This window comes from Rahnella sp. CJA17(1/100) (assembly GCF_963881615.1).
Lineage (GTDB): Bacteria > Pseudomonadota > Gammaproteobacteria > Enterobacterales > Enterobacteriaceae > Rahnella > Rahnella aceris.
The window spans coordinates 97,258-119,386 of record NZ_CAWOJA010000064.1; the positions used below are offsets into that span (position 1 = coordinate 97,258).

A 22,129-nucleotide genomic window follows, 5' to 3' on the forward strand; every position below is an offset into this window, starting at 1 on the left:
CCTCCCCTTCGCAGGGAAGGGCGCGGAACAAATCACGCTTCCGGCGCTATCTCCCCGCTCATCTGCGGAGGCTGCTTACGAAACGCATTGGTGATGAACGCCAGATACCCGAGGCCAATCGCCCCCCAGACTAAGCCCAATGTCATCGAACTCGATTCCAGGTTCAGCCACAGTGCACCGACGGTCAGCGCACCAATTACTGGCAGGATCAGGTAACTGATGTGATCTTTCAGCGTACGGTTACGTTTTTCACGGATGTAGAACTGTGAAATTACCGACAGGTTCACGAAGGTGAACGCCACCAGCGCACCGAAGTTAATCAGCGCGGTCGCTGTCACCAGATCAAAGGTTATCGCAGACATCGCCACAACGCCGACCAGCAATACGTTGAACGTCGGGGTACGCCATTTCGGATGCACGTAACCGAACAGTTTTTCCGGGAACACGCCATCGCGGCCCATCACGTACAGCAGACGGGAAACACCCGCATGTGCGGCCATGCCTGATGCCAGAACGGTTACACAACTGAAACACAGAATGACGGACTGGAAGAACTTACCTGCCACGTACAGCATGATTTCAGGCTGAGACGCGTCCGGATCTTTAAAGCGCGAGATGTCCGGGAAATACAGTTGCAGGAAGTAAGACACCACCACGAAGATGATGCCGCCAATCAGCGCGGTCAGGAAAATCGCTTTCGGAATGACTTTGCCCGCGTTTGGCGTTTCTTCAGACAGTGAACTGATACCGTCAAAGCCCAGGAATGAGAAGCACAGAATGGTCGCACCGGTAATCATCGGCACCACGTGCGCATTCTCACTGAAGAACGGTTTAGTGGTTGCCAGCGTACCCATCCCCTCGCCCATATAAACGCCACGGACTAACAGACCCAGGAACACCACCATGATCGCCACCTGCACCACAACGATAATGCTGTTCAGGTTCGCCACAATCTTGATACCACGCAGGTTGAACGCAGTCATCATGCCGACCAGCGCCACCACAAATATCCATGACGGCACGCCCGGGAAGATGGCTTCCAGATAGATTTTCGCCAGCAGGATGTTGATCATCGGCATGAACAGGTAGTCCAGCAGTGATGACCAGCCGACCATAAAGCCGACGTGCGGGCTGATAGCTTTTTGCGCGTAAGTGTAAGCAGAACCGGCAGACGGGAAACGCTGCACCAGTTTGCCGTAGCTCACGGCAGTAAACAGAACGGCGATCAGCGCGAAGATGTACGCTGTCGCGACGTGACCATCGGTCAGGCCGGAAACAATGCCGAACGTATCGAAAATGGTCATCGGTTGCAGATAGGCAAGCCCCATCATGACAACCTGAACCAGTGTCAGGGTTTTACGCAGTTGTACACGCTGAGTGGCCGGAGCGGCAGATGCATTAGCAGACATGGTTCAGCCCTCCCTGGATTGCAGACACCGGGCGCTTAAACGCCTCTGAAAGCAACGTACAGGGAAAACTTCGGGAGTTATTACCAGTAAACGGGGGGTAGATCTTCACGTCGCTGAACGCGGAGGTGAAGGCTGTGCGAATGTGACCGCAGCTGACAGAAGCACCGGCAGGCACCGGTACAGGTTTGAAGTATTGCCCCATATTACATTTCCTCATAGTGGCGACCGTTTTTAATTTGGGATCGCACACGAACCTTGTTATCTATCCGGATCTGGGTCCGGCCTCTGTTGAATTAGTTTGGGTACTGCATATACAAAAAAAATAACCGGCGCCTTTAAGCGTCGGTTATCTGCAGTGCGGCGTATTTTGCACAAATCACGCATGAATGACAACATTCACAGGCGTTGCGTTACAAATTCTTTTCCAGTATTGAACATAATGCGCGTATTCGTTAACCGTGCTACGCGTTGCGGAGCATCCAGTCTATCTCCGTTTCCGTCACCCTTCTCTCGAACTGCAACAGTTCATCGGATTTACAGGTGTGATAGACGTGTGAGAAACGTTCGCCGAGGATTTTCTTCAGCGCAGGCTGATCGTCAAAATCATACAGCGCATCGCTCTGGCGGATAGGCAGCGGAATACCTTCCTGTTCCAGACCGTTACCGGTGACCGGTTCGGGTAATGGCAAATCGTTGTCCAGACCATACAGCATGCCCGCCAGTACGGTGGCGACCACTAAATACGGGTTAGCATCGGCACCGGCCACGCGATATTCCACGCGGTGATCGGCGGTTCCGCTGCAAGGAACACGCAGGGCAACAGTACGGTTATTGTGCCCCCACGACGCCTGCGTCGGCACATACATGCCCGGCTGGAAGCGGCGGAAGGAATTGACGTTTGGCGCCAGCACCGCCATAGAGGCCGGCATCAGTGCAATCATGCCAGCGAGCGCGCGTTTCATCAGTTCAGAATCTTCGCCACTGGCATTGGCAAACAGGTTTTTACCGTTGTCGTCGAGCACGCTGAGATGGATGTGCATCCCGCTGCCCGCATATTCATCGTAAGGTTTCGCCATAAAGGTGGCGTCCATATCGTGATTTTCCGCCACCAGACGCACCAGACGTTTGAGCATCAGGGCGTAATCACAGGCGCGCAGAATATTTTCGCTGTGGTGCAGATTGATTTCGAACTGGCCCGGTGAGGATTCCGCCACCGCGCCATCCGCAGGTAACCCCTGAATGTGCGCCAGACGATCAATGTCACTGAGCACATCCGCAAAGTGATCGAGATTATCGACGGAGTAAACCTGAGTATGCATGCTGCGTTCCTGCGTCCCCGGGGTGCAGGGTGGCTGAATATAGCCTTCCGCATCACGCTGCCTGTCGAGCAGATAGAACTCCAGCTCTACCGCTACCACCGGGAACAGGCCCCGCTGGCGCAATGTTTGCCAGATATGATTAAGCACATTGCGTGGTTCAACGTTAAAGGGAGTGCCATCTTCGTCAAGCATGGTCAGAAGCAACTGGCCGGTATGTTCAGGGTCGGAAGCCGATGGCGTTAAGGTTCCGGGAACCGGCACACAGGTGCGGTCGGGTTCGCCCAGTTCCTGGCCTAGTCCGGCTTCTTCCACAACATTACCGAGAATGTCCATGGCGAAGACCGATGCCGGGAAATAACAACCTTTTTCGAGTTTACGGAGTGCTGAGACGGGAATGCGTTTGCCGCGGAAGGAGCCATTGAGATCGGTGAGCAGGACGTCGACGTGAAGGGTTTGCGGGTGACGCTCCAGGTATTGGGATACTTCATCCTGGAACGCGCTACTTCGCTCTTCAACGTGCTTAGCGAGGGGCTCGGTCCCGCTAATCTCTTTCTTAATTTCATTCATCAGTTCAGTCGCTTGCATAGGTTTTCCGCCATTTGCTGGTTTCCGGCATATCAGGCTCCAACAGGGTGCCAGCCGGTTATCTTTACCGGGTCATCACTTTGTTCAACGCTGTGCTCTCATGGAGTGGGGATCCTCTCAGTTTTTTACTCAAAGCTCTTTTATGCTCAAACCGTTTATTGCTCAAAATAACGGCCATATCATTAACCCTAGCCTTAACATTAATTATTTGCAACATGTACATTACCGCAACATATCAGTTTGAAAAGCGACCTGAGCGCTGCTAAATTGGTCAATATAAGGTCAATATTCTGAGCAGTAACGTGCGGGGAGGCACGTACTGTCAGCCAATTCATCTACTCAACGAGGCGGTATTATGGGCAATATATTTTCCACGGCATCTGCGGGAAAAGAGACGCGCTACAGACCGGTCATTGGGGTAGTCATGTGTAAAAACATCGTTGATGAAAATCCAGCCCTGACTGTCCACGAAAAGTATCTGGACGCCATTTTCAACGCCGATGCCCTTCCCGTTTGTCTGCCACATGAACTGGCAGCGCGCGAAGGCGCGATAGACCAGATTCTGCGCGGTCTCGACGGCATCTTCCTCACCGGCAGCCCCAGCAATATTGAGCCTCATCAGTACGGTGAAGAAGGTGTCGAGGAGCAGGCCGATCCCGGCCGTGACCGCTTGAGTTTGCAGTTGATCCGCGCGACGCTGGATAAAAAAATCCCGTTGTTCGCCGCCTGTCGCGGATTGCAGGAACTGGTGGTTGCCACCGGCGGCAGTTTGCACCGTAAAGTGCAGGACGTGCCGGGCTATATGGATCACCGCGAAGACACCACCTTGCCGCACGACAATCAGTATGATCTCGTGCATCCGGTACATATCGAACCGGGCGGCTTACTTTCGGAATTATTACCCGATTATCAGCAGTTTCAGGTGAACTCCCTTCACGGTCAGGGAGCCAACCGTCTGGGTGACATACTGACCGTGGAAGCACGCGCACCGGACAATCTGGTGGAAGCCGTGAGTGTCCGCAATCATCCGTTTGCCCTTGGTGTGCAGTGGCATCCGGAATGGCACAGTCTGACCGACCCGGTGTCGCGTCAGCTGTTTAACGCTTTTATCGCTGCCTGTCGCAAGGGCCATCAGGCCCGGAGCGCACGAGAGGAATAAACGGATGAGCGAAGTCAGTCTGGCGCCTGGTCGCCGGCTTTCTGAAATTCGCCAGCAACTCGGAATGTCACAGCGCAAAGCCGCCGAGTTGTCTGGCCTGACACACAGCGCCATCAGCACCATCGAACAGGATAAAGTCAGCCCCGCCGTCAGTACGTTGCAAAAGTTATTGCGGGTTTACGGGCTGTCACTTTCGGAGTTTTTCGCCGAAGAACATAAAAGTAACGCGCCGCGTATCGTGATTAATGCGGCGGATTTAATTGAAATCGGCAGCCGCGGCGTGTCCATGCGCATGGTCCACAACGGCACGCCAAACCATACCGTTGCCATGTTGCTGGAAACCTATCAGCCCGGCAGCACCACAGGTGACAAAATCAAACATCAGGGTGAGGAAGTCGGCACCCTGTTAGAAGGAGAAATCATCTTAACCGTCAACGGTCAGAGTTACCCGCTGCGTGCGGGGCAAAGTTATGCCATTAACACCGCGAACCCTCATAGCTTCAGTAATATTTCGACGCGGATTTGCAGGATTGTCAGCGCGCATACCCCTAATACCTTCTAGTTGTCATCGGCTCCGGGCGTGGCAACGGGAACCCGAAGAAGGATGTCATCATGACTGCTCAAACAGGAAGTCCCCGCGCTGCCGGTGTGCCGCACACCGACAGCTATTACGCCGGTTCTGTCAACGACCACGCCCCGTGGCCGGAACTGACAGACAATATTGAGTGCGATGTCTGCATTGTCGGTGCCGGTTTTACCGGCATTTCTTCTGCTTTATATCTGTGTGAGGCCGGTTACGATGTGGTGGTGCTTGAGGCCGCACGGGTCGGCTGGGGCGCCAGCGGGCGTAACGGCGGGCAGGTGGTCAATTCTTACAGCCGCGATATTGATGTGATTGAAGACCGCTACGGACGGCAGACCGCTGATATGCTCGGCAGCATGATGTTTGAAGGGGCGAACATCATCCGTCAGCGCATCGATCAGTATGCCATCGACTGTGACTATCGCCCCGGCTGTATTTTTGCCGCGCTGAGTGCACGCCAGCTTTCGAAACTGCGCGACCAGCAAAAACTGTGGAACCGTTACGGCCATACTGAACTGACCCTGCTGGATGAAACCGCCGTGCGGCGCGAAATCGCCACCGACCGTTATGTCGGCGGGCTGCTGGATAAAAATGGCGGCCACCTTCATCCGCTGAATCTGGTGCTGGGCGAAGCCGAAGCGGTGCGGCGTCATGGCGGGCGTATATTTGAAGGATCGGCAGTCACGCGCATTGACCACGGCGAACCGGCGTTAGTGCACACGGCCAAAGGTCAGGTCAGCGCCAAATATGTGATTCTGGCGGGCAACGCCTATCTGAGTCAGCAGCTTGCGCCGCGCCTCACGCGTCTCAGCATGCCGTGTGGCTCACAGATTGTCGCCACAGAACCGCTGTCGGATGACATGGCACTCTCACTGTTGCCCAACAATTACTGCGTCGAAGACTGCAATTATCTGCTCGATTATTTCCGTCTCACCGCTGACAACCGGATGCTGTACGGCGGCGGTGTGACCTACGGCGGTAAAAATCCGCCGAATATCGATTCGGTGATCCTGCCCAAACTTAACCGCACCTTTCCGCAGCTTAAAGGCGTCAAGATTGATTACCGCTGGGGCGGCAATTTCCTGCTGACGTTATCGCGCCTGCCGCAATTTGGCCGGCTGGAAAATAACATCTATTACATGCAGGGTGACAGCGGGCATGGCGTGACGCTGACGCATCTGGCCGGGAAGCTCATCACCGAAATGCTGCGCGGAGACGCCGAACGTTTTGATGCGTTCGCCCGTTTACCGCATATGCCGTTCTTCGGTGGCCGCAATTTCCAGGTGCCATTTACCATGCTGGGCGCAGCGTATTATTCCCTGCGCGACCGCCTGGGCGTGTAATCCTTTCATCCTGCAAAGCCCCGCAGTTTAAACTGCGGGGAAATCCCTGTGTCAGCCTTTGCCCGCCACCGGAAATTCGCTGTCAGTGCCGACTTCGGGCAACTCATTCAGATCTGGCTCGATCCCTTGCGAAATGTAATCTTTTGCCGCAATCGACTGTTCATTGCCTTGTGCGTCGCGGATAAGCACATGTTTGATCGCGCCATCTTTCATCACCTCACGGTGTACACCGGTAAATTCACTCATTGTGGTTTCCTTTTTGATGAACTGCACGTAGACATCGCTCATCTTTAAGCATAGTTTTTTATTCTTAAGTGCAACTAATAAAAATCCTAAATGACCTCAGCAACGCGCTCATTTTCCTGATAAATTAGAGGTATTGTCACTGATGACGACACCGCACGCCCCCGCACCACTCATGCCTTACAAGGAGAACGCTCTTGGACGCCAGCACGATTAATACTCTTTTCTTTATTGGCGCCCTGTTAGTCGCAGCGAGCATTTTGCTCAGTTCGTTCTCTTCTAAGCTTGGCATCCCTATTTTAGTCATTTTTCTGGCAATCGGCATGCTGGCAGGCATCGACGGAATTGGTGGTATTGCGTTTGATAATTACCCCGCCGCCTATCTGGTCAGCAACCTGGCGCTGGCGGTGATTTTGCTCGACGGCGGCATGCGTACCCGCGCCTCTTCCTTTCGTGTTGCCCTGTGGCCCGCGCTGTCGCTGGCGACGGTCGGCGTTCTGATTACCGCCGGTCTGACCGGGCTGGCCGCCGCGTGGTTATTCAATATCAACCTGATGCAGGGTTTACTGATTGGCGCGATTATCGGTTCAACCGATGCGGCAGCCGTCTTCTCGCTGATTGGCGGTAAAGGTCTGAACGAACGTGTCAGCGCCACGCTGGAAATTGAATCCGGCAGCAACGACCCGATGGCGGTATTCCTGACCATCACCCTGATTGACATGATTTCCAAAGGTGAACACGGCCTGAGCCTGATGTTTGTGGTGGATGTGGTGCGCCAGTTTGGCCTCGGCATTGTGTTTGGTGTGGGCGGCGGCTGGCTGCTGCACAAGCTGATTAATAAGATTACGCTGGCGGCCGGGCTGTATCCGCTGCTGGCGTTCAGCGGTGGTTTGCTGGTGTACGCGGCAACCATGTCACTGGAAGGCAGCGGCATTCTGGCGGTGTATCTGTGCGGCCTGATGCTCGGCAATATGCCGATCCGAAACCGTCACGGTATTTTGCAAACCTTCGACGGGCTGGCATGGCTCAGCCAGATTGGTATGTTCCTGGTGCTCGGTTTGCTGCTGACGCCCAGCGATCTGTTGCCGATTGCCATCGCGGCGCTGGCGCTGTCATTGTGGATGATCCTGCTGGCACGTCCGCTGTCGGTGTTTGTCAGCCTGATCCCGTTCAAAAACTTTACCCTGCGCGAACGCTTCTTTATCTCGTGGGTTGGCCTGCGCGGTGCGGTACCGATCATTCTGGCGGTATTCCCGATGATGGCCGGACTGCCTAATGCCACGCTGTATTTTAATGTCGCCTTCTTTATCGTGCTGGTCTCCTTGCTGCTTCAGGGGACGTCATTAGGCTTTGCGGCCAAAAAAGCCAAAGTGCTGGTGCCGCCGCAACCGACGCCGATTTCCCGCGTCGGTCTGGATATCGATGTGTATAACGACTGGGAACAGTTCGTGTATCAGCTCGGCTCCGATAAATGGTGCGTCGGCGCGGCACTGCGTGATCTGCAAATGCCGCAGGCGACACGGATTGCAGCGCTGTTCCGTGGCAAAGAGATGCTGCATCCGACCGGCAGTACACGGCTGAAGGAAGGCGATATTCTGTGTGTCATCGGACAGGAAAAAGATTTACCGGAGCTGGGCAAGCTGTTCAGTGACAGCAATAAAGTGGTGCTTGATGATCGTTTCTTTGGTGATTTCATTCTGCAGGCCGATGCCCCGCTGGATGCGATTTCTCAGTTATATGGTCTGAATCTGGAAGACACCGTGGATCAGTCGCAAACCCTGGGACATTTCGTCATTAAGCTGCTCGGAGGCGAACCGGTGATCGGTGACCATATCGAATGGGACGGACTGACGTGGACGATTGCGGAAATGGAAGGAAATCGGGTGAGTAAAGTCGGCGTGAGGATTGTGACGCATAAGGCTTAAATTCCGGCTCCTTCCCCTCTCTCGAGGGGAAGGAAAACGTATTACTGAGCAGCCTGCGGGTCTTTATCGTAGTCTGAACAGGACTGATAACCTTTGTTCATGACATGACCGGTGTCGTTAAAGCTGACGAAGTAGGTCTGTGCTTTACCATCACGCGGGGCGACCGCATAAGTCTGACAAGTCCCTTTGGCGTGGATCAGCGTCGCTTCCGTTGACGGTGGCCCTGCAATGGCACGAACCTGCGATTTCGTCATCCCGACTTTGACATCGCTGACTACCGGTTCTTTAACGTAACTCGCCGCACGGTCATAAGTCTGACACCCTGCCAGTACCGAAACTGCTGTAGCAACCACAAGTAACATTTTCTTGTTCATAACTTCTCCTCCTGAGTATTTTTGTATTGTTAAGCATAGAAGACATAAGGGATTTAGCCAGCCGATATGACTTCTATTTATTAATTGCACCATATTTTAAGTTTTTTCTGATAACCGGAATGGAGGTTTTTAGCGCGGCCTGACATGCATTTTTATGTGTGCAAAAAGAAGATATTCAGGGCTTTTTGATCTATACATGAAAGAGGTAAGCCATTGATTGCTCGACAAGGAGCTATTACTGATGCATTTGGATCGACGCCGGTTCGTGACTTTGCTGGGTGTTATAGCCCTGATGCCGATACCCCAAACGGGCTTCGCGACTCCCCGGGAGGTTGCCATGGATACTCTGCGGATTGATAAACCCGACGGCGGTGTGCCGAATAATACGTTACCGGTGCTGATTTATCACCGCGTCATTCCGCCTGATACCGCCGATAATGCCGACTATCTCGAACACCTTTTCCGCGCCAACGGCTGGCCGCCGCAGTGGCGTTATCCCGTCTATACCTTTACGCATTTTCATTCCAATACAGCTGAAGTGCTGGGTGTTTTTGCCGGTACGGCGAAGCTGCAACTGGGCGGCGAGCACGGCAATATTATCGAGGTGAAAGTCGGCGATGTGTTACTGCTTCCGGCCGGAATCGGCCATAAACAGATTTCTGCCGATGACGATTTTATGCTGGTCGGCGCGTATCCGCCGGGCATCAAAGCCGATTTATGCCATGACGAATTGCCGCAACTGGCGGCTCGCACCAAAGCGGTGAACGCCGTCCCGCTGCCCGCGACGGATCCGGTGACCGGACACAGCGAAGGCAGCATGCTGGTGTGGCATCAGAAATAACCGGGTATCACGCGGCGGTCAGGGCAAACCGCGCCACGGCTTTTTCCAGACGCTGCGACTGGTCCAGCAACTGCTGGGAGGATGCCGCCGCATGATCCGCCAGTTTGCCGTTTTGCAGCGTCACATGATTAAGCGCGGTAATGCGTTCGGAGACATCGTGAACACTTTGCCCCTGATACAACGTCGCTGCCGAAATCTCACTGACTAACGTGCTCAGGCCGTTGAAGATATGAATTATCTCTTCCAGACTTTGCCCCAGCACCGTAACGGATGCAGAACCGCGATCAATTTGCTGCACGGAATCATCAATCAGCTGGTGAATGCCACGCGTCGAATGGCTGCTCTTTTGCGCCAGCAGACCGATTTCTTTCGCCACCACCGCAAACCCGCGTCCGTGCTGTCCGGCATGCGCCGCTTCAATCGCCGCATTCAGCGCCAGAATATTGGTCTGAAACGCCACGCTGTCGATCATTGAGACAATACTGCTCATTTCTGAAGACTGGCTGACAATCTCTTTCATCGCGGTATCCACCTGCCCCATCACTTCCCCGCCGCGCGTCGCCACGCCTTTCGCCTGCTCGGCGCGTTGACTGGCCTGCAACGCATAGGCGGCGTTTTCTTTCACGCGTTCATTAAGATGGGTGATGTGTTCAGTGGCAGCGCTGAGTTCTTCGCTCTGAATGGCGGCCTGTGCCGATAATTCCTCGTTACCCTTTGCCATCTGATTGATATTGATCATGATATGCGAGGAGGCATCGCGCACTTCACTGACCAGCTTTTGCAGGCCGTGCTGCATGTTGCGCAGGCTGACACCCAGCTCGCGGACTTCAATCACCCGCGCGTGGTCATCTTCGACATCGCGCGATAAATCCCCGGCAGCCAGCACGCTGATGTGCCCGATCATGCGTTGCAACGGACGGATAATCCACGCAGACACACCGCGCCAGACCAGCACCGCAATCACCGCCAGAATGACCAGCGCGGCCATAAACAGCGTTTTCGCCTGCGTCAGCGCGTTGAGTAAGCGGTCGCTCAGGGACACCGCTGTGTGCTCATTAACCGCCAGATAAGCATAATATTTCTGGCTGAAGTCATCCTGAAACGCCTGGATCGGCACTTCAAAGAAGGAATCAATATTGTTGTTCTTTTGCAGACCGTTCGCCTGTTCCCGCAAGCCGTCGTAGAACATCTGATAGCTGGATTTCAGCTCGGTGGCAGCCGTATCGGCGTTTTTCGTCATACCTTCGAATTGTGCAAACGCTTTTTGCGACGCGGCAAGCGAACCCAGCGATTCTTCCATCAGGCTGTTCCAGCTCCCGACCGAGCCGGTTTCTTTATCCTGCATGTAATAAATACCGGCACGGTTCAGTTTGTCGCTGGCCATCAGCAGTTCCATACGGGCTTTATCCATGACGGCTTGCTGCTGACGCAGACTTTCGGTGGCAATAACGTTGTTATGTGCATCCTGCAGGATTTTGGTGAGCACCACGGTGGAGAAAATTTGCAAAGCAGAAAACAGGGCGATAACGCAAATTACCCCGAAAAGGATCCCCCGCGGACGTTTGATGAAACCCGATCGAAACAATCTGTTGAATGGCATTTTACCAATAAGTGAACGAGAAGTTAAATTCATGATTATTCTGCATTATTTAGAGAAGAAACAGAATTTTACTCGCGGGAAATGACAGAAGTATTTCAGGGAGCGGCGCTGAACCGCTCCCTGCGATTACTTATTGTTTCGGGAAGATCCACACATGGTTTTCGGGAAGTGCCAGACGGCAATGCTGCGGGTCGCGCACATCGGTGCCGTAAGCACGGATCACAAAATCATCACCGGTTGTGCGGAACAGATATTCCCAGCGGTCACCGAGATACATGCTGGTCAGGAGCGGCAATTCCAGCTGATTCTCGCCCGGCCCGTCGGCCAGCACCACGCGTTCGACGCGGATCACCGCCGTCCCTTCCTGCCCGGCCTGCACCCCCTCACCCGCCAGCCCCCACAGCACCCAGTCGCTGCCTTCGATACGCGCTTTACCCTCACGCACTTCGGTGACCTTGCCGTGCAGACGATTGTTGCTGCCCATAAATTCTGCGGTAAACAGGGTTTTCGGCGAACCGTACATTTCCTGCGGCGTACCCTGCTGTTCAATTTTGCCGTTGTTGAGCAAAAGAATACGGTCAGAAATCGCCATCGCTTCATTCTGGTCATGCGTCACCATCAGCGCCGACAGTCCGAGTTTAATGATCAGTTCGCGCAGGAACACCCGCGCCTCTTCACGCAGTTTGGCATCCAGGTTCGACAGCGGCTCATCGAGCAAAATCACCGGCGGGTTGTAGACCAGCGCACGGCCAATCGCCACGCGCTGCTGCTGGCCGCCGGAAAGCTGATGCGGGTGGCGCTTGCCCAGATGCCCGAGGCCCAGCTGATTCAGCACATCCTGTACGCGCCGGGTGATTTCACCCGCCGAAACCTTACGTAATTTCAGCGGATACGCCACGTTCTCAAACACGGTTTTATGCGGCCACAGGGCGTAAGACTGGAACACCAGCCCGAGATTGCGCTCTTCGGCCGGGATTTCGCTGCGCGGTGTGCCGTCATAAACTTTGTTTTTGCCAATGACGATGGTGCCTTTCACCGGCTTTTCCAGCCCGGCGACGGCACGCAGCAAGGTGGTTTTTCCGCTGCCGGAAGGCCCGAGCAATGACACCACTTCGCCGCGTTTCAGATCCATGGAAACGCCCTTCAGCACCGGATTATCACCATAAGTCAGGTGCAGATTGTCGACAGATAATTCAATCATGTAATTTCACTCCGAAACGAAGGGCAATACCCAGACCTAACACCACCAGCAGGATGTTAATAAAGGAGAGCGCGGCAACAATATCAATGGCGCCCGCCGCCCACAGGGAAACCAGCATCGAGCCGATGGTTTCCGTGCCCGGCGACAGCAGATAGACACCGGTGGAATATTCACGCTCGAAAATCAGGAACATCAGCAGCCACGAGCCAATCAGGCCGTAACGCGACAGCGGAATGGTAACGTGACGGGTGATCTGCCCGCGGGTCGCCCCGGTACTGCGCGCCGCCTCTTCCAGCTCCGGCCCGACCTGCAACAGTGTCGAGGAAATCAGCCGCAGACCATACGCCATCCACACCACGGTATACGCCAGCCAGACGCTGAAAATCGTACTGCGCAAGGATCGCAACCAGACCACCAGGTTATCGCGCAACCACTGTGACCACGGCATGCCGGAAAGCCAGCCGGATTTTAGCGCGTTATCGAGCCACATCGGCAGGAACAGGAACACCCACAGGAAAGCCAGACCGGCCAGCAGCCCCGGCACCGCACGCGGCACCAGTACGCTGTAATCAAGGAAACGGGTGACGCCGTCGGGTTTACGGTGCATCGCAATACCGATAAACAGATAACAGGCCACCGCCAGCGCGCCACCAATGACGCCAATGGCCATCGAGTTGACGATAGCGCGCAGCAGGTTGGGCTGTTCCCAGATCGTGCGGAACGTGTTGAGCGAGAGTTCATCCCAGATGGACACGCCGACGCCCCAGTTAGAGATAAATGCACGCAGCATCACACCAATCAGCGGAACGCCGATGGTCACCGTCAGCCAGAACGCCACCACAGCCCCGGCCACCCAGCGCCATTTTCCAAGCGGTAAAGCACGCGCCTGCGACGCTTTACCTTTCACCGTCACGAAACGGTTGGCGGTACGCATCAGGCGGCGCTGCAACATCACCAGCGGAATAGTGATACAAATCAGCACCACGGCAACCGCAGCCATCAGATGATAAGACGGCGTACCAAGTTTGTTGGTCAGCTGATAAAGATAGGTCGCCAGCACCATGTTGCCTTCCGGGTCACCCAGCACCAGCATTAGGCCGAACACTTCCAGCCCGAGGAAGAACAACAGAACGGTGGCGTAAAGAATCGACGGACGCACCATCGGCAGACTGACCGCCGTCATCACCTGTAACGGCGAGGCGCCTGCGGTTCGCGCGGCTTCCTCAACATCCGACCCGACGCTGCGCAACGCCGAGGAAATATACAGATAGGCGTGAGGAACATGCGTCAGACCGGCAATCACCACGATGCTCGACATGTCGTAGATGTTCCACGGCACGAAACCGAGGATCGCCTGTGCCCACAGTGAAAAGAACCCGACCGGTCCGGCGGCCACCACGTAACCGAAACCTAATACCATCGGCGACACAAAAATCGGCACCAGGATCAGCGGCTCAATCACGCGTCTGCCCGGCAAATCCGTACGCACCATCAGGAACGCCAGAATACCGCCAAGCGGGATGGCGATGACCACCAGCCCGAAGGCCAGAATAAAGCCGCTTTTCAGCGCTTTGTAGAAATCCGGATCAGTAAAGATGAATCCAAAGGATTCGAGGCTCCATTCTTTCGACGGCGAAAAGAACGGCGCGGAGAGGAAACTCTGTATCACGATGAACGACAACGGAATGTAGATAACCAGCGCCGTTATCAACACCACAATGCCGCGCGGCAGGCTCTGCCACTTTCTGCGCAATGCATTCATGTTACTTCCCTTCGGTTAGAAACAAGGAGAGCGAAATCAGGCAGGAAAAAGGAAGCGCGGCGGAAAATGACGCGCTTCAATATGTCACTACTTGGCAGCAGCGGTACGCCACTGTTTGATGTAATCCAGGCGTTTTTTCTGTTGCAGGTATTCCAGCAGGGTTTCATCCACCGGGATGGGTTTGAGCGCGTTGCCCAGCATTTTGGTCATACCATCGATATCATTTTTGCCTTCGATATCGTTACGGATGGAGGGAATGTCAGCCTGATTGGCCAGAATGCTCTGCCCCTTCTCGGACAAGACATAGTCCAGCCACAGTTTGGCCGCGTTGCTGTTTTTCGATTCCTGACTGATGAAGGAAACGCGGGAAAGCACCAGGGTGTAATCCTTCGGATAGGAAATCCCCAGTGACGGGTCAGTTTTAGCGCGGGCTTCGGCGTAGGAACCCAGGATGTTAAAGCCGATCAGGTTTTCGCCGGAAGAGACACGTTCCATCATGGTGCCGGTAGAGGATTGCACTGCTAAGCCGCCTTTGGCCACATCAGCCAGCGTCTTGAAATAATTCGGATCGGCTTTGAAATCCTGTACGGACAGCATGAAGCCGAGACCGGATTTCTCAATATCGTAAGTCGTGACTTTTTTGTTGAACTTTTCGGTCTGGCTGGCGATCAGTTTTGCCAGTGCCGCATGGGAATCAGGCACATCACCGGCCGGGATCAGGCGTTTGTTATAGATAAACACTACCGGTTCATACGTCGTGCCGTAGGCTTTGTCTTTCCACACTGCCCATTTTGGCAGTTGTCCCTGTTCAGGGGATTTATATTCCTGCGCGTAGTCGGTCGCCAGTTTCAGCGCGGTATCCATCGAGGAACTCCAGACCACGTCGCCGCTGGTGCCGCCCGCCGCCTGTTCGCTGATATAACGGTTGTACAGCTCGGTGCTGTTCATGTCGTTATATTCGACTTTAATGCCCGGATACGTCGCCTCGAAGCCCTGGATCAGCGGGCCAGCGGCTTTGGTGTCAGTCGTGGAATAGACCACGACTTTGCCTTCTTTAGTCGCCGCATCGACGATTTTTTGATAGTCAGCCGGGTAGCCTTGAGGTAATGCAGACATTGCAGAGGAAGACATCATTACAGCCAGAGCAATCAGAGAGATACGTAATTTATTCGACATTATTGTTAACCTCTAGTTACATTTGGGAAACTAAAAATCAACATAACGCATAACATCGGACAGGCAATAGGGTAACGTTTTTATCTTCCCGATTTGTGATTCGTGGCGTTTTTTAAGCAATTAACACCATAAAAACCACGGTAGAAAACGCAAAACAGGCCCTCTGAATGGCCTGTTTTTAAGGACAGAAAACGGGGATTATTTAAAATATCCGGCGGTATCAATATCGGTCAGTAAATCCTGATGTACGGGTTTCCAGCCCAAAATATCGCGGGTGATCTGACTTGAGGTCGGATTATTTAACGAGGCAAAATGGGTAAACCAGCCAAAATGTGCCGCCAGATCTGGCCCGTTTTTACTCACCACCGGCAGGTTCAGGTGCTTACCGATGAGGGTGGCAATCTCACGGAATGGCACACCTTCTTGTGCATTCGCGTGATAAATCGCGTTCTGCGCGCCCTTCTCCAGTGCCAGCACAAACACTTGCGCGGCATCAAAACGGTTCACTGCCGGCCAGCGGTTTTCGCCATCCCCCGGATACGCTGATTCCCCCTTTTCCCGCGCCAGCGCAATGAGCAGCGGCACAAATCCATGATCGCCCGCGCCATGCACCGATGGCGGGAGACGCACCAGTGACACCCGCACGCCCTGCTCTGCCAGTTTAGCGACGGCAAGATCGGACGCCACGCGAGGATTTTGCCCGTACGGATCGGGTAAATCATTTTCCGTTGCCAGACGGCCATTGTTCACCAGCGCCGTGCCGGAGGTGACGATCAGCGGTTTATGGGTGCCCTTCAGCGCAGCGCCTAATGCGCCAATCGCCAGCCGGTCTTTTTCACAATTTTCCAGAAACTTCGAAAAGTCATGGATAAACGCGGTGTGGATCACCCCGTCGGCCTGCGCGGCGCCGGATGTGAGGCTCTCAAGATCTTCAATACTGCCGCGATGAACCCCGGCACCCGCGTCGGTCAGCGCCTGCGCCGAGGCATCCGAACGGGCCAGCCCCAGCACCTGATGACCGGCCCGCAGCAATTCCTGAACCACCGCAGAACCGACAAAACCTGTTGCACCTGTCACAAATACACGCATTGCGAATTTCCCCGTTGTTGGCTAAACCTGTCGTGGCTACAAAAGCCCAGGACTTACGTCATAAAATATAGGGGCTGGAGGAAAGACGATCTATGCGCTAATGTCCGCATTATCTTTGCAATCGTCCGGAGTCGCTGATGGACCCTCTTTCTGATGTGTTATCACTGCTGAAACCGCGCAGTTATATGTCCAAAGGTTTTGAAGCCGGAGGCGCCTGGTCGGTGCAATTTCCCGACCATTATCAGTCGATTAAATGTAACGCGATTATTCGCGGTGAATGCTGGCTGGCAGTCGATTCCGTGCCAGGCGCAGTGCATCTGAAAGCCGGAGACTGCTTTGTGTTACCCAGCGGACGCCCGTTCCGGCTGGCCAGCGATCTTAGCCTTCCGTCCGTCGATGCCGGGCCCATTTTCCAGCAGGCGCAGGATGGCGGAACGGTTTCCTGTAACGGCGGCCAGGATTTCTTCCTCACCGGCAGCCGGTTTGCGGTCAGCGGCGCAAACGCTTCTACCCTGCTGGCGATGCTGCCGCCGGTGGTGCATATCTCAAAAGAATCCGACAGAGCCAGCCTGCGCTGGGCGGTTGAACGGATGATGCAGGAACTGCGTGACCAGCGTCCCGGCGGGTTGCTTATTGCGCAGCATATGGCGCACATGATGCTGGTACAGGCGCTGCGGATGCACGTCGATAACGCGCCGGAAGGTGAAACCAGCGGCTGGTTTGCCGCACTGGCCGATAAGCAGTTATCCAAAGCGCTGAATGCAATGCATGAAAACCCGGCGCAGCGCTGGACGGTGCAAACGCTGGCAGAACGGGCGGGTATGTCGCGTTCTGTATTTTCTCAAAAATTCAAACAGGCTGTGGGCAGTGCGCCGCTGGAATACCTGACGCGCTGGCGGATGTTGCTGGCTGGCGACCGGCTGGCGAATACTAGAGAACCGGTATCAGCCGTGGCGCTTTCGCTTGGGTACGAATCAGAAAGTGCTTTCAGTACGGCGTTCAAACGCACACTGGGATGTTCGCCAAGGCAATACGGGCAGAAAGAAGCCGTCTGAAGAATACGTGGAGGGGCAAAGGGGGAATTTCAGATACAAAAAAAGCCGCTAATCACTTAGCAGCTTTATTGTGTTGTTTATGGCGGAGGAGGAGAGATTCGAACTCTCGAATGGTTTCCCATCGCCGGTTTTCAAGACCGGTGCCTTCAGCCGCTCGGCCACCCCTCCGTAAACAACAAGTACCTTACGACCTCAGTCGTTCAGTACGGGGCGTAGTATACAAGACCGGAAAAAAGATGCAAATATTATTTTCAGTCTAGTTTGTTGATTTTATGAGCATTTAAACCGCGTACACAAAGTCGGGCATAAATAACAGAGACAAAAAAAGCCGCTAATTGCTTAGCAGCTTTCTTGTGTTGTTTATGGCGGAGGAGGAGAGATTCGAACTCTCGAATGGTTTCCCATCGCCGGTTTTCAAGACCGGTGCCTTCAGCCGCTCGGCCACCCCTCCGCAACGAAGCGAACTATAAACAGTGCCGATCCGCTTGTAAAGCCTGATTCTGTTCTGATTGCCTGAAAAACAGGCATTCGGTTCGCAAGCGGCGATTTAAGCATCATTTCGGTGATTTTGACGTCAGGATACCGCGCCGTGCCCCGCTCCGGGCAGGTAAAGAAGGGTAAAACGTCTTTAATGACGCACCGCAACTACTTACACTGCAACCTGTTTGTATTTTCACCGACTCCAATTAGATACCCAAAATAATTTGGGTCGCAGGAAGGCGGCAAGAGAGGGAGTCCCGATGAGCTTACACAGGTAAGTGATTCGGGTGACCGGGCGAAGCCAACGCATCTGCGACACAAAGTATGAAGGGCTTAAGTGAGAATTTTATTATGAACCGCATGGATCGTATCGTTGCATCTTCGTCATCATCACGCGCTGGCTCGTTGCTAAGCACGCACCGGGTGCTGCGTAATACTTATTTCCTGTTAGCACTGACTTTGGGCGTATCCGCGATTACTGCGACAGCAAGTACGGTTCTGAGATTGCCGTCCCCCGGTTTTCTGCTGACCATCGTTGGCTTCTATGGCCTGATGTTCCTGACCTACCGCACAGCCAACAGCCCGGCGGGTATTTTATCTGCCTTCGCGCTGACCGGTTTTATGGGGTATACGCTGGGGCCACTGCTGAGTTCGCTGCTTTCCGTCGGTGCCGGTGACATTATTATGCTGGCACTGGGCGGCACTGCGCTGGTGTTCTTCTGCTGTTCAGCCTATGTGCTGACCACGCGCAAAGATATGTCGTTCCTGTCCGGCATGATGATGGCAGGTTTTGTGGTGCTGCTGGTGGCGGTTATCGCTAACCTGTTCCTGCAAATTCCTGCGCTGTCACTGGCGATCAGTTGCCTGTTTATTTTGTTCTCCGCAGGCGCAATCCTGTGGGAAACCAGCAATATTATTCATGGCGGCGAAACCAACTATATTCGGGCGACCGTCAGCCTGTATGTCTCGCTGTACAACATTTTTGTCAGCCTGCTGAGCATTCTGGGCCTGTCATCACGTAACTGATAAAGCCTGAAGTGGATCGAAGCCCCGCCTGCGTGCGGGGCTTTTTATTTTGTCTGACCGGCGTTTTTGCTAAACTAACTGCCGCATTTTTACAGGTTTGAGGTTGTATGCTGGAGTTTGAAGGTCAGGTTATTGAAACCGACGCTCAGGGTTACCTGAAAAACAGTCAGGAGTGGCAGGAAGGCATGGCGCCGCTGCTGGCGGAAGAAGAAGGGATCGTTCTGACTGACGCCCACTGGGAAGTCGTGCGGTTTGTGCGCGAGTTTTACCTCGAATTCAATACTTCTCCCGCCGTACGCATGCTGGTGAAAGCAATGGCGCAGAAATATGGCGAAGAGAAAGGCAACAGCCGCTATCTGTTCCGGCTGTTCCCGAAAGGTCCGGCCAAACAGGCAACCAAAATTGCGGGCCTGCCGAAACCGGTGAAGTGCTTGTGAAAGATTTCAGTATTTGATTTTAAAATCGCTGTAATTGCCAGGCGCGGTCGGCTCACTCAGTACGCGATCAACGCGTGCATGTTTCGGCCCGCCCTGCTTCAGCCAGGCTAGCAACTGATCTACTTTCTCCTGCTCTCCGCACGCCACCACTTCGACGCTGCCATCCTCAAGATTTTTCGCGTAACCGGTCAGACCGAGACCGGTAGCCTGATGCTGGGTCGCAAAACGAAAACCGACGCCCTGCACCATGCCGTACACATAGGCGGCTATACTGACTGTTGCCATAATATTCTCTCCGTTAGCGGTATGGTTCGTTGCAATTTGACCTGCATGACCGGACAATGTCGCTCTTTTTTGTCTCCGAACCGACAGAACCTAATTTTATGACTGCACGTTTAATTCTGGCCAAAGGCCGTGAAAAATCACTTCTTCGTCGCCACCCGTGGGTGTTTTCCGGCGCGGTTTCACGCATCGAAGGTAAAGCCAATTCCGGCGAGACTATAGATATTGTAGACAGTCAGGGAAAATGGCTGGCGCGCGGCGCCTATTCGCCGTCCTCGCAGATCCGTGCGCGCGTCTGGACATTCAAACAAGATGAAGACATTGATATCGCGTTCTTCATCCGCCGTTTACAACAGGCGCAGAGCTGGCGCGATTATATCGCTAAGCGCGACGGACTGGACGGTTACCGCCTGATTGCTGGGGAATCCGACTGCCTGCCAGGTATCACTATCGACCGCTTCCAGAATTTCCTGGTGCTGCAATTGCTGTCAGCCGGTGCGGAATATCAGCGTGCCCCGCTGATTGCTGCACTGCAACATTGCTATCCGGAATGTGCAATCTGGGATCGTTCCGACGTGGCCGTGCGTAAAAAAGAAGGGCTGGAACTGGCTCAGGGACACGTATTTGGCGACGAGCCTCCTGCCTTGTTGCCGATTCAGGAACACGGAATGAGCCTGCTGGTGGATATTAAAGAAGGTCACAAAACCGGTTTCTATCTTGACCAGCGTGACAGCCGCCTTGCCGCACGTAATTATGCCGCAGGCCGCAACGTTCTGAACTGTTTCTCTTATACCGGCGCTTTCGCGGTGTCTGCGCTGATGGGCGGCTGTACAAAAGTCACCAACGTGGATACCTCCCAGGCAGCGCTCGACGTGGCCCGTCAGAACGTTGAACTGAATAAACTGGATCTCTCGAAAGCAGAATTCGTGCGTGAAGACGTGTTCCAGTTGCTGCGCAAATACCGCACCGAAGGCCAGCAGTTCGATATGATCGTGATGGATCCGCCGAAATTCGTTGAGAACAAAAACCAGCTGGCAAGCGCCTGCCGTGGTTACAAAGACATTAATATGCTGGCGTTGCAACTGTTACGTCCGGGGGGGATTCTGCTGAGTTTCTCCTGCTCCGGATTGTTGCCAACGGATTTATTCCAGAAAATTCTGGCTGATGCGGCGCTGGATGCCGGTCGTGAGATCCAGTTCGTCGAGCAGTTCCGTCAGGCAGCCGACCATCCGGTGACCGGCGCTTACCCTGAAGGTCTATATCTGAAAGGGTTCGCCTGCCTGGTAATGAACTGACAAAATAAGCACGGTGTGCTGTTGCGGCGGCACGCCCGCGAATTTTAAGCAGATTACGTGGTCAAAACTTGAAATAGCCCGTTTTATCTCCATATAGAGATTAATGAATTATTTTTGGGAGGTGACTATGATTGCCAGTAAATACGGTATCGGACAGCAGGTCCGCCACAGAATGTTAGGTTATCTGGGTGTGGTTATTGATGTTGATGCACAATATTCGCTCGATAAGCCTGACGTCAATGATGTCGTTGCTGATGATTCAATGCGTACCGCTCCCTGGTACCATGTCGTGATGGAAGATGAAGAAGGTCAGCCGGTTCACACTTACCTGGCTGAAATTCAGATCGATCATGAAGCGGCACGTTCGCATCCTGAACAAGCCTCGCTGGATGACCTGGCAGCCTCAATCCGTAACCAGTTACAGGCACCGCGACTGCGTAACTGAGCATGATGGCTTTTTCCTGACAAGATGAAAGATAAAAACCGGCGCGGTAGCCGGTTTTTTTACGGGCAGGATCCGCAGACGTTTACTTTTCCATGCCCAGTCGCGGAATTTCAATTTTCGGGCAGCGATCCATCACCACCTTCAGCCCGGCCTCTTTTGCCAGCACAGCAGCCTGTTCATTAATGGCGCCCAGTTGCAACCACAACACGTTCGCCTTAATCGCAATCGCTTCCTGCGCCACGCCATAAGCGGCATCCGCATTACGGAACACGTCCACCATATCTACCGGATGGGGGATTTCTGCCAGAGAACCATAAGCTTTCTGGCCGAGCAGTTCCTGCCCCGCCAGCTTCGGACTGACCGGGATCACCTCAAAGCCCTGAGAAAGTAAATACGCCATGACGCCGTAACTTGGTCGGCCGGGATTATCACTGGCCCCCACCAGCGCGATGGTTTTCACTTCTTCAAGAATCTTGCGGATATCATTGTCTTGCACGGGT

General features: G+C 54.1%; 21 protein-coding genes and 2 tRNA genes. 10 read left to right on the top strand and 13 right to left on the bottom strand.

Annotation, left to right across the window (positions count from 1 at the left end):
- Positions 1-32 precede the first annotated feature (32 nt).
- The gene (locus AACU55_RS21090) at positions 33-1,409 is read right to left on the bottom strand and encodes an APC family permease (RefSeq protein ID WP_013574904.1); all 1,377 of its coding nucleotides are present in this window, start codon (positions 1,407-1,409) and stop codon (positions 33-35) included.
- 461 nt (positions 1,410-1,870) lie between these two features.
- Positions 1,871-3,295: a glutamine synthetase family protein gene (locus tag AACU55_RS21095; RefSeq protein WP_051931116.1), complete on the bottom strand. Its 1,425-nt coding sequence runs from the start codon at positions 3,293-3,295 to the stop codon at positions 1,871-1,873.
- Between the two features lie 373 nt (positions 3,296-3,668).
- On the opposite strand from AACU55_RS21095, the gene puuD reads away from it, so the two are divergent.
- From puuD to AACU55_RS21110, 3 genes are read left to right on the top strand one after another with little or no spacing between them, the layout of a single operon-like run.
- Complete coding sequence (gene puuD, locus AACU55_RS21100; RefSeq protein ID WP_015689631.1) at positions 3,669-4,472, top strand: gamma-glutamyl-gamma-aminobutyrate hydrolase; 804 nt, start codon at positions 3,669-3,671, stop codon at positions 4,470-4,472.
- A gap of 4 nt (positions 4,473-4,476) precedes the next feature.
- Complete coding sequence (gene puuR, locus AACU55_RS21105; protein WP_013574900.1) at positions 4,477-5,034, top strand: HTH-type transcriptional regulator PuuR; 558 nt, start codon at positions 4,477-4,479, stop codon at positions 5,032-5,034.
- A 50-nt stretch (positions 5,035-5,084) separates the two neighbouring features.
- On the top strand, positions 5,085-6,398 hold the full coding sequence (locus AACU55_RS21110) for an NAD(P)/FAD-dependent oxidoreductase (protein ID WP_051931096.1): 1,314 nt from the start codon (positions 5,085-5,087) through the stop codon (positions 6,396-6,398).
- A 51-nt stretch (positions 6,399-6,449) separates the two neighbouring features.
- Here the strand turns inward: AACU55_RS21110 and AACU55_RS21115 are convergent, their stop codons facing one another.
- Positions 6,450-6,644, bottom strand: coding sequence for a hypothetical protein (locus AACU55_RS21115; RefSeq protein WP_037036572.1), 195 nt, complete (start codon positions 6,642-6,644; stop codon positions 6,450-6,452).
- 194 nt (positions 6,645-6,838) lie between these two features.
- Between AACU55_RS21115 and AACU55_RS21120 the strand changes: the two genes are divergently transcribed.
- On the top strand, positions 6,839-8,566 hold the full coding sequence (locus AACU55_RS21120; protein ID WP_134706061.1) for a potassium/proton antiporter: 1,728 nt from the start codon (positions 6,839-6,841) through the stop codon (positions 8,564-8,566).
- Between the two features lie 41 nt (positions 8,567-8,607).
- Here AACU55_RS21120 and osmE read toward each other — a convergent pair whose 3' ends face one another.
- Positions 8,608-8,940 (bottom strand): osmotically-inducible lipoprotein OsmE, encoded by a 333-nt coding sequence (gene osmE, locus AACU55_RS21125; RefSeq protein WP_013574896.1) that lies wholly within the window; start codon positions 8,938-8,940, stop codon positions 8,608-8,610.
- A gap of 241 nt (positions 8,941-9,181) precedes the next feature.
- On the opposite strand from osmE, the gene AACU55_RS21130 reads away from it, so the two are divergent.
- Positions 9,182-9,781: a cupin gene (locus tag AACU55_RS21130; RefSeq protein ID WP_134706062.1), complete on the top strand. Its 600-nt coding sequence runs from the start codon at positions 9,182-9,184 to the stop codon at positions 9,779-9,781.
- 7 nt (positions 9,782-9,788) lie between these two features.
- Here the strand turns inward: AACU55_RS21130 and AACU55_RS21135 are convergent, their stop codons facing one another.
- From AACU55_RS21135 to AACU55_RS21155, 5 genes are all read right to left on the bottom strand, one after another.
- Positions 9,789-11,414 (bottom strand): methyl-accepting chemotaxis protein, encoded by a 1,626-nt coding sequence (locus AACU55_RS21135; RefSeq protein WP_134706063.1) that lies wholly within the window; start codon positions 11,412-11,414, stop codon positions 9,789-9,791.
- 97 nt (positions 11,415-11,511) lie between these two features.
- On the bottom strand, positions 11,512-12,582 hold the full coding sequence (locus AACU55_RS21140) for an ABC transporter ATP-binding protein (RefSeq protein ID WP_013574893.1): 1,071 nt from the start codon (positions 12,580-12,582) through the stop codon (positions 11,512-11,514).
- Positions 12,575-14,344: an ABC transporter permease gene (locus tag AACU55_RS21145; RefSeq protein WP_013574892.1), complete on the bottom strand. Its 1,770-nt coding sequence runs from the start codon at positions 14,342-14,344 to the stop codon at positions 12,575-12,577. The genes AACU55_RS21140 and AACU55_RS21145 overlap by 8 nt, the downstream gene beginning before the upstream one ends.
- 87 nt (positions 14,345-14,431) lie before the next feature.
- Positions 14,432-15,520, bottom strand: a complete 1,089-nt coding sequence (locus AACU55_RS21150; protein WP_013574891.1) for an ABC transporter substrate-binding protein — start codon at positions 15,518-15,520, stop codon at positions 14,432-14,434.
- Between the two features lie 198 nt (positions 15,521-15,718).
- Positions 15,719-16,609, bottom strand: coding sequence for an SDR family oxidoreductase (locus AACU55_RS21155; protein ID WP_134706064.1), 891 nt, complete (start codon positions 16,607-16,609; stop codon positions 15,719-15,721).
- A 137-nt stretch (positions 16,610-16,746) separates the two neighbouring features.
- On the opposite strand from AACU55_RS21155, the gene AACU55_RS21160 reads away from it, so the two are divergent.
- A complete protein-coding gene (locus tag AACU55_RS21160) occupies positions 16,747-17,664 on the top strand; it encodes an AraC family transcriptional regulator (protein WP_134706065.1) in 918 nt (305 codons plus the stop codon).
- 80 nt (positions 17,665-17,744) lie between these two features.
- Here the strand turns inward: AACU55_RS21160 and AACU55_RS21165 are convergent.
- A tRNA-Ser gene (locus AACU55_RS21165) sits at positions 17,745-17,832 on the bottom strand.
- Between the two features lie 195 nt (positions 17,833-18,027).
- Positions 18,028-18,115, bottom strand: a tRNA-Ser gene (locus tag AACU55_RS21170).
- A gap of 389 nt (positions 18,116-18,504) precedes the next feature.
- On the opposite strand from AACU55_RS21170, the gene yccA reads away from it, so the two are divergent.
- Positions 18,505-19,170 carry an FtsH protease modulator YccA gene (gene yccA, locus AACU55_RS21175; RefSeq protein ID WP_015689627.1) on the top strand — a complete coding sequence of 222 codons (666 nt, stop codon included), beginning with the start codon at positions 18,505-18,507 and terminating at the stop codon, positions 19,168-19,170.
- A gap of 107 nt (positions 19,171-19,277) precedes the next feature.
- Positions 19,278-19,607 (top strand): sulfurtransferase TusE, encoded by a 330-nt coding sequence (tusE, locus tag AACU55_RS21180; protein ID WP_013574887.1) that lies wholly within the window; start codon positions 19,278-19,280, stop codon positions 19,605-19,607.
- 6 nt (positions 19,608-19,613) lie between these two features.
- On the opposite strand, the gene yccX is transcribed toward tusE, so the two are convergent.
- Positions 19,614-19,892, bottom strand: coding sequence for an acylphosphatase (yccX, locus tag AACU55_RS21185; RefSeq protein WP_013574886.1), 279 nt, complete (start codon positions 19,890-19,892; stop codon positions 19,614-19,616).
- 98 nt (positions 19,893-19,990) lie between these two features.
- On the opposite strand from yccX, the gene rlmI reads away from it, so the two are divergent.
- The gene (rlmI, locus tag AACU55_RS21190) at positions 19,991-21,184 is read left to right on the top strand and encodes a 23S rRNA (cytosine(1962)-C(5))-methyltransferase RlmI (RefSeq protein ID WP_015689626.1); all 1,194 of its coding nucleotides are present in this window, start codon (positions 19,991-19,993) and stop codon (positions 21,182-21,184) included.
- Positions 21,185-21,311: 127 nt separating this feature from the next.
- Positions 21,312-21,629 carry a heat shock protein HspQ gene (gene hspQ, locus AACU55_RS21195; protein ID WP_013574884.1) on the top strand — a complete coding sequence of 106 codons (318 nt, stop codon included), beginning with the start codon at positions 21,312-21,314 and terminating at the stop codon, positions 21,627-21,629.
- A gap of 82 nt (positions 21,630-21,711) precedes the next feature.
- Here hspQ and AACU55_RS21200 read toward each other — a convergent pair whose 3' ends face one another.
- The gene (locus tag AACU55_RS21200; protein ID WP_134706066.1) at positions 21,712-22,125 is read right to left on the bottom strand and encodes a CoA-binding protein; all 414 of its coding nucleotides are present in this window, start codon (positions 22,123-22,125) and stop codon (positions 21,712-21,714) included.
- Positions 22,126-22,129: the final 4 nt, after the last annotated feature.

Bases quoted from the DNA above. Each gene is read 5' to 3' on its own strand.
- AACU55_RS21090 (WP_013574904.1), bottom strand. From the start codon at position 1,409: ATGTCTGCTAATGCATCTGCCGCTCCGGCCACTCAGCGTGTACAACTG.
- AACU55_RS21095 (WP_051931116.1), bottom strand. From the start codon at position 3,295: ATGAATGAAATTAAGAAAGAGATTAGCGGGACCGAGCCCCTCGCTAAG.
- puuD (WP_015689631.1), top strand. From the start codon at position 3,669: ATGGGCAATATATTTTCCACGGCATCTGCGGGAAAAGAGACGCGCTAC.
- puuR (WP_013574900.1), top strand. From the start codon at position 4,477: ATGAGCGAAGTCAGTCTGGCGCCTGGTCGCCGGCTTTCTGAAATTCGC.
- AACU55_RS21110 (WP_051931096.1), top strand. From the start codon at position 5,085: ATGACTGCTCAAACAGGAAGTCCCCGCGCTGCCGGTGTGCCGCACACC.
- AACU55_RS21115 (WP_037036572.1), bottom strand. From the start codon at position 6,644: ATGAGTGAATTTACCGGTGTACACCGTGAGGTGATGAAAGATGGCGCG.
- osmE (WP_013574896.1), bottom strand. From the start codon at position 8,940: ATGAACAAGAAAATGTTACTTGTGGTTGCTACAGCAGTTTCGGTACTG.
- AACU55_RS21130 (WP_134706062.1), top strand. From the start codon at position 9,182: ATGCATTTGGATCGACGCCGGTTCGTGACTTTGCTGGGTGTTATAGCC.
- AACU55_RS21135 (WP_134706063.1), bottom strand. From the start codon at position 11,414: ATGAATTTAACTTCTCGTTCACTTATTGGTAAAATGCCATTCAACAGA.
- AACU55_RS21140 (WP_013574893.1), bottom strand. From the start codon at position 12,582: ATGATTGAATTATCTGTCGACAATCTGCACCTGACTTATGGTGATAAT.
- AACU55_RS21145 (WP_013574892.1), bottom strand. From the start codon at position 14,344: ATGAATGCATTGCGCAGAAAGTGGCAGAGCCTGCCGCGCGGCATTGTG.
- AACU55_RS21150 (WP_013574891.1), bottom strand. From the start codon at position 15,520: ATGTCGAATAAATTACGTATCTCTCTGATTGCTCTGGCTGTAATGATG.
- AACU55_RS21155 (WP_134706064.1), bottom strand. From the start codon at position 16,609: ATGCGTGTATTTGTGACAGGTGCAACAGGTTTTGTCGGTTCTGCGGTG.
- AACU55_RS21160 (WP_134706065.1), top strand. From the start codon at position 16,747: ATGGACCCTCTTTCTGATGTGTTATCACTGCTGAAACCGCGCAGTTAT.
- yccA (WP_015689627.1), top strand. From the start codon at position 18,505: ATGGATCGTATCGTTGCATCTTCGTCATCATCACGCGCTGGCTCGTTG.
- tusE (WP_013574887.1), top strand. From the start codon at position 19,278: ATGCTGGAGTTTGAAGGTCAGGTTATTGAAACCGACGCTCAGGGTTAC.
- yccX (WP_013574886.1), bottom strand. From the start codon at position 19,892: ATGGCAACAGTCAGTATAGCCGCCTATGTGTACGGCATGGTGCAGGGC.
- rlmI (WP_015689626.1), top strand. From the start codon at position 19,991: ATGACTGCACGTTTAATTCTGGCCAAAGGCCGTGAAAAATCACTTCTT.
- hspQ (WP_013574884.1), top strand. From the start codon at position 21,312: ATGATTGCCAGTAAATACGGTATCGGACAGCAGGTCCGCCACAGAATG.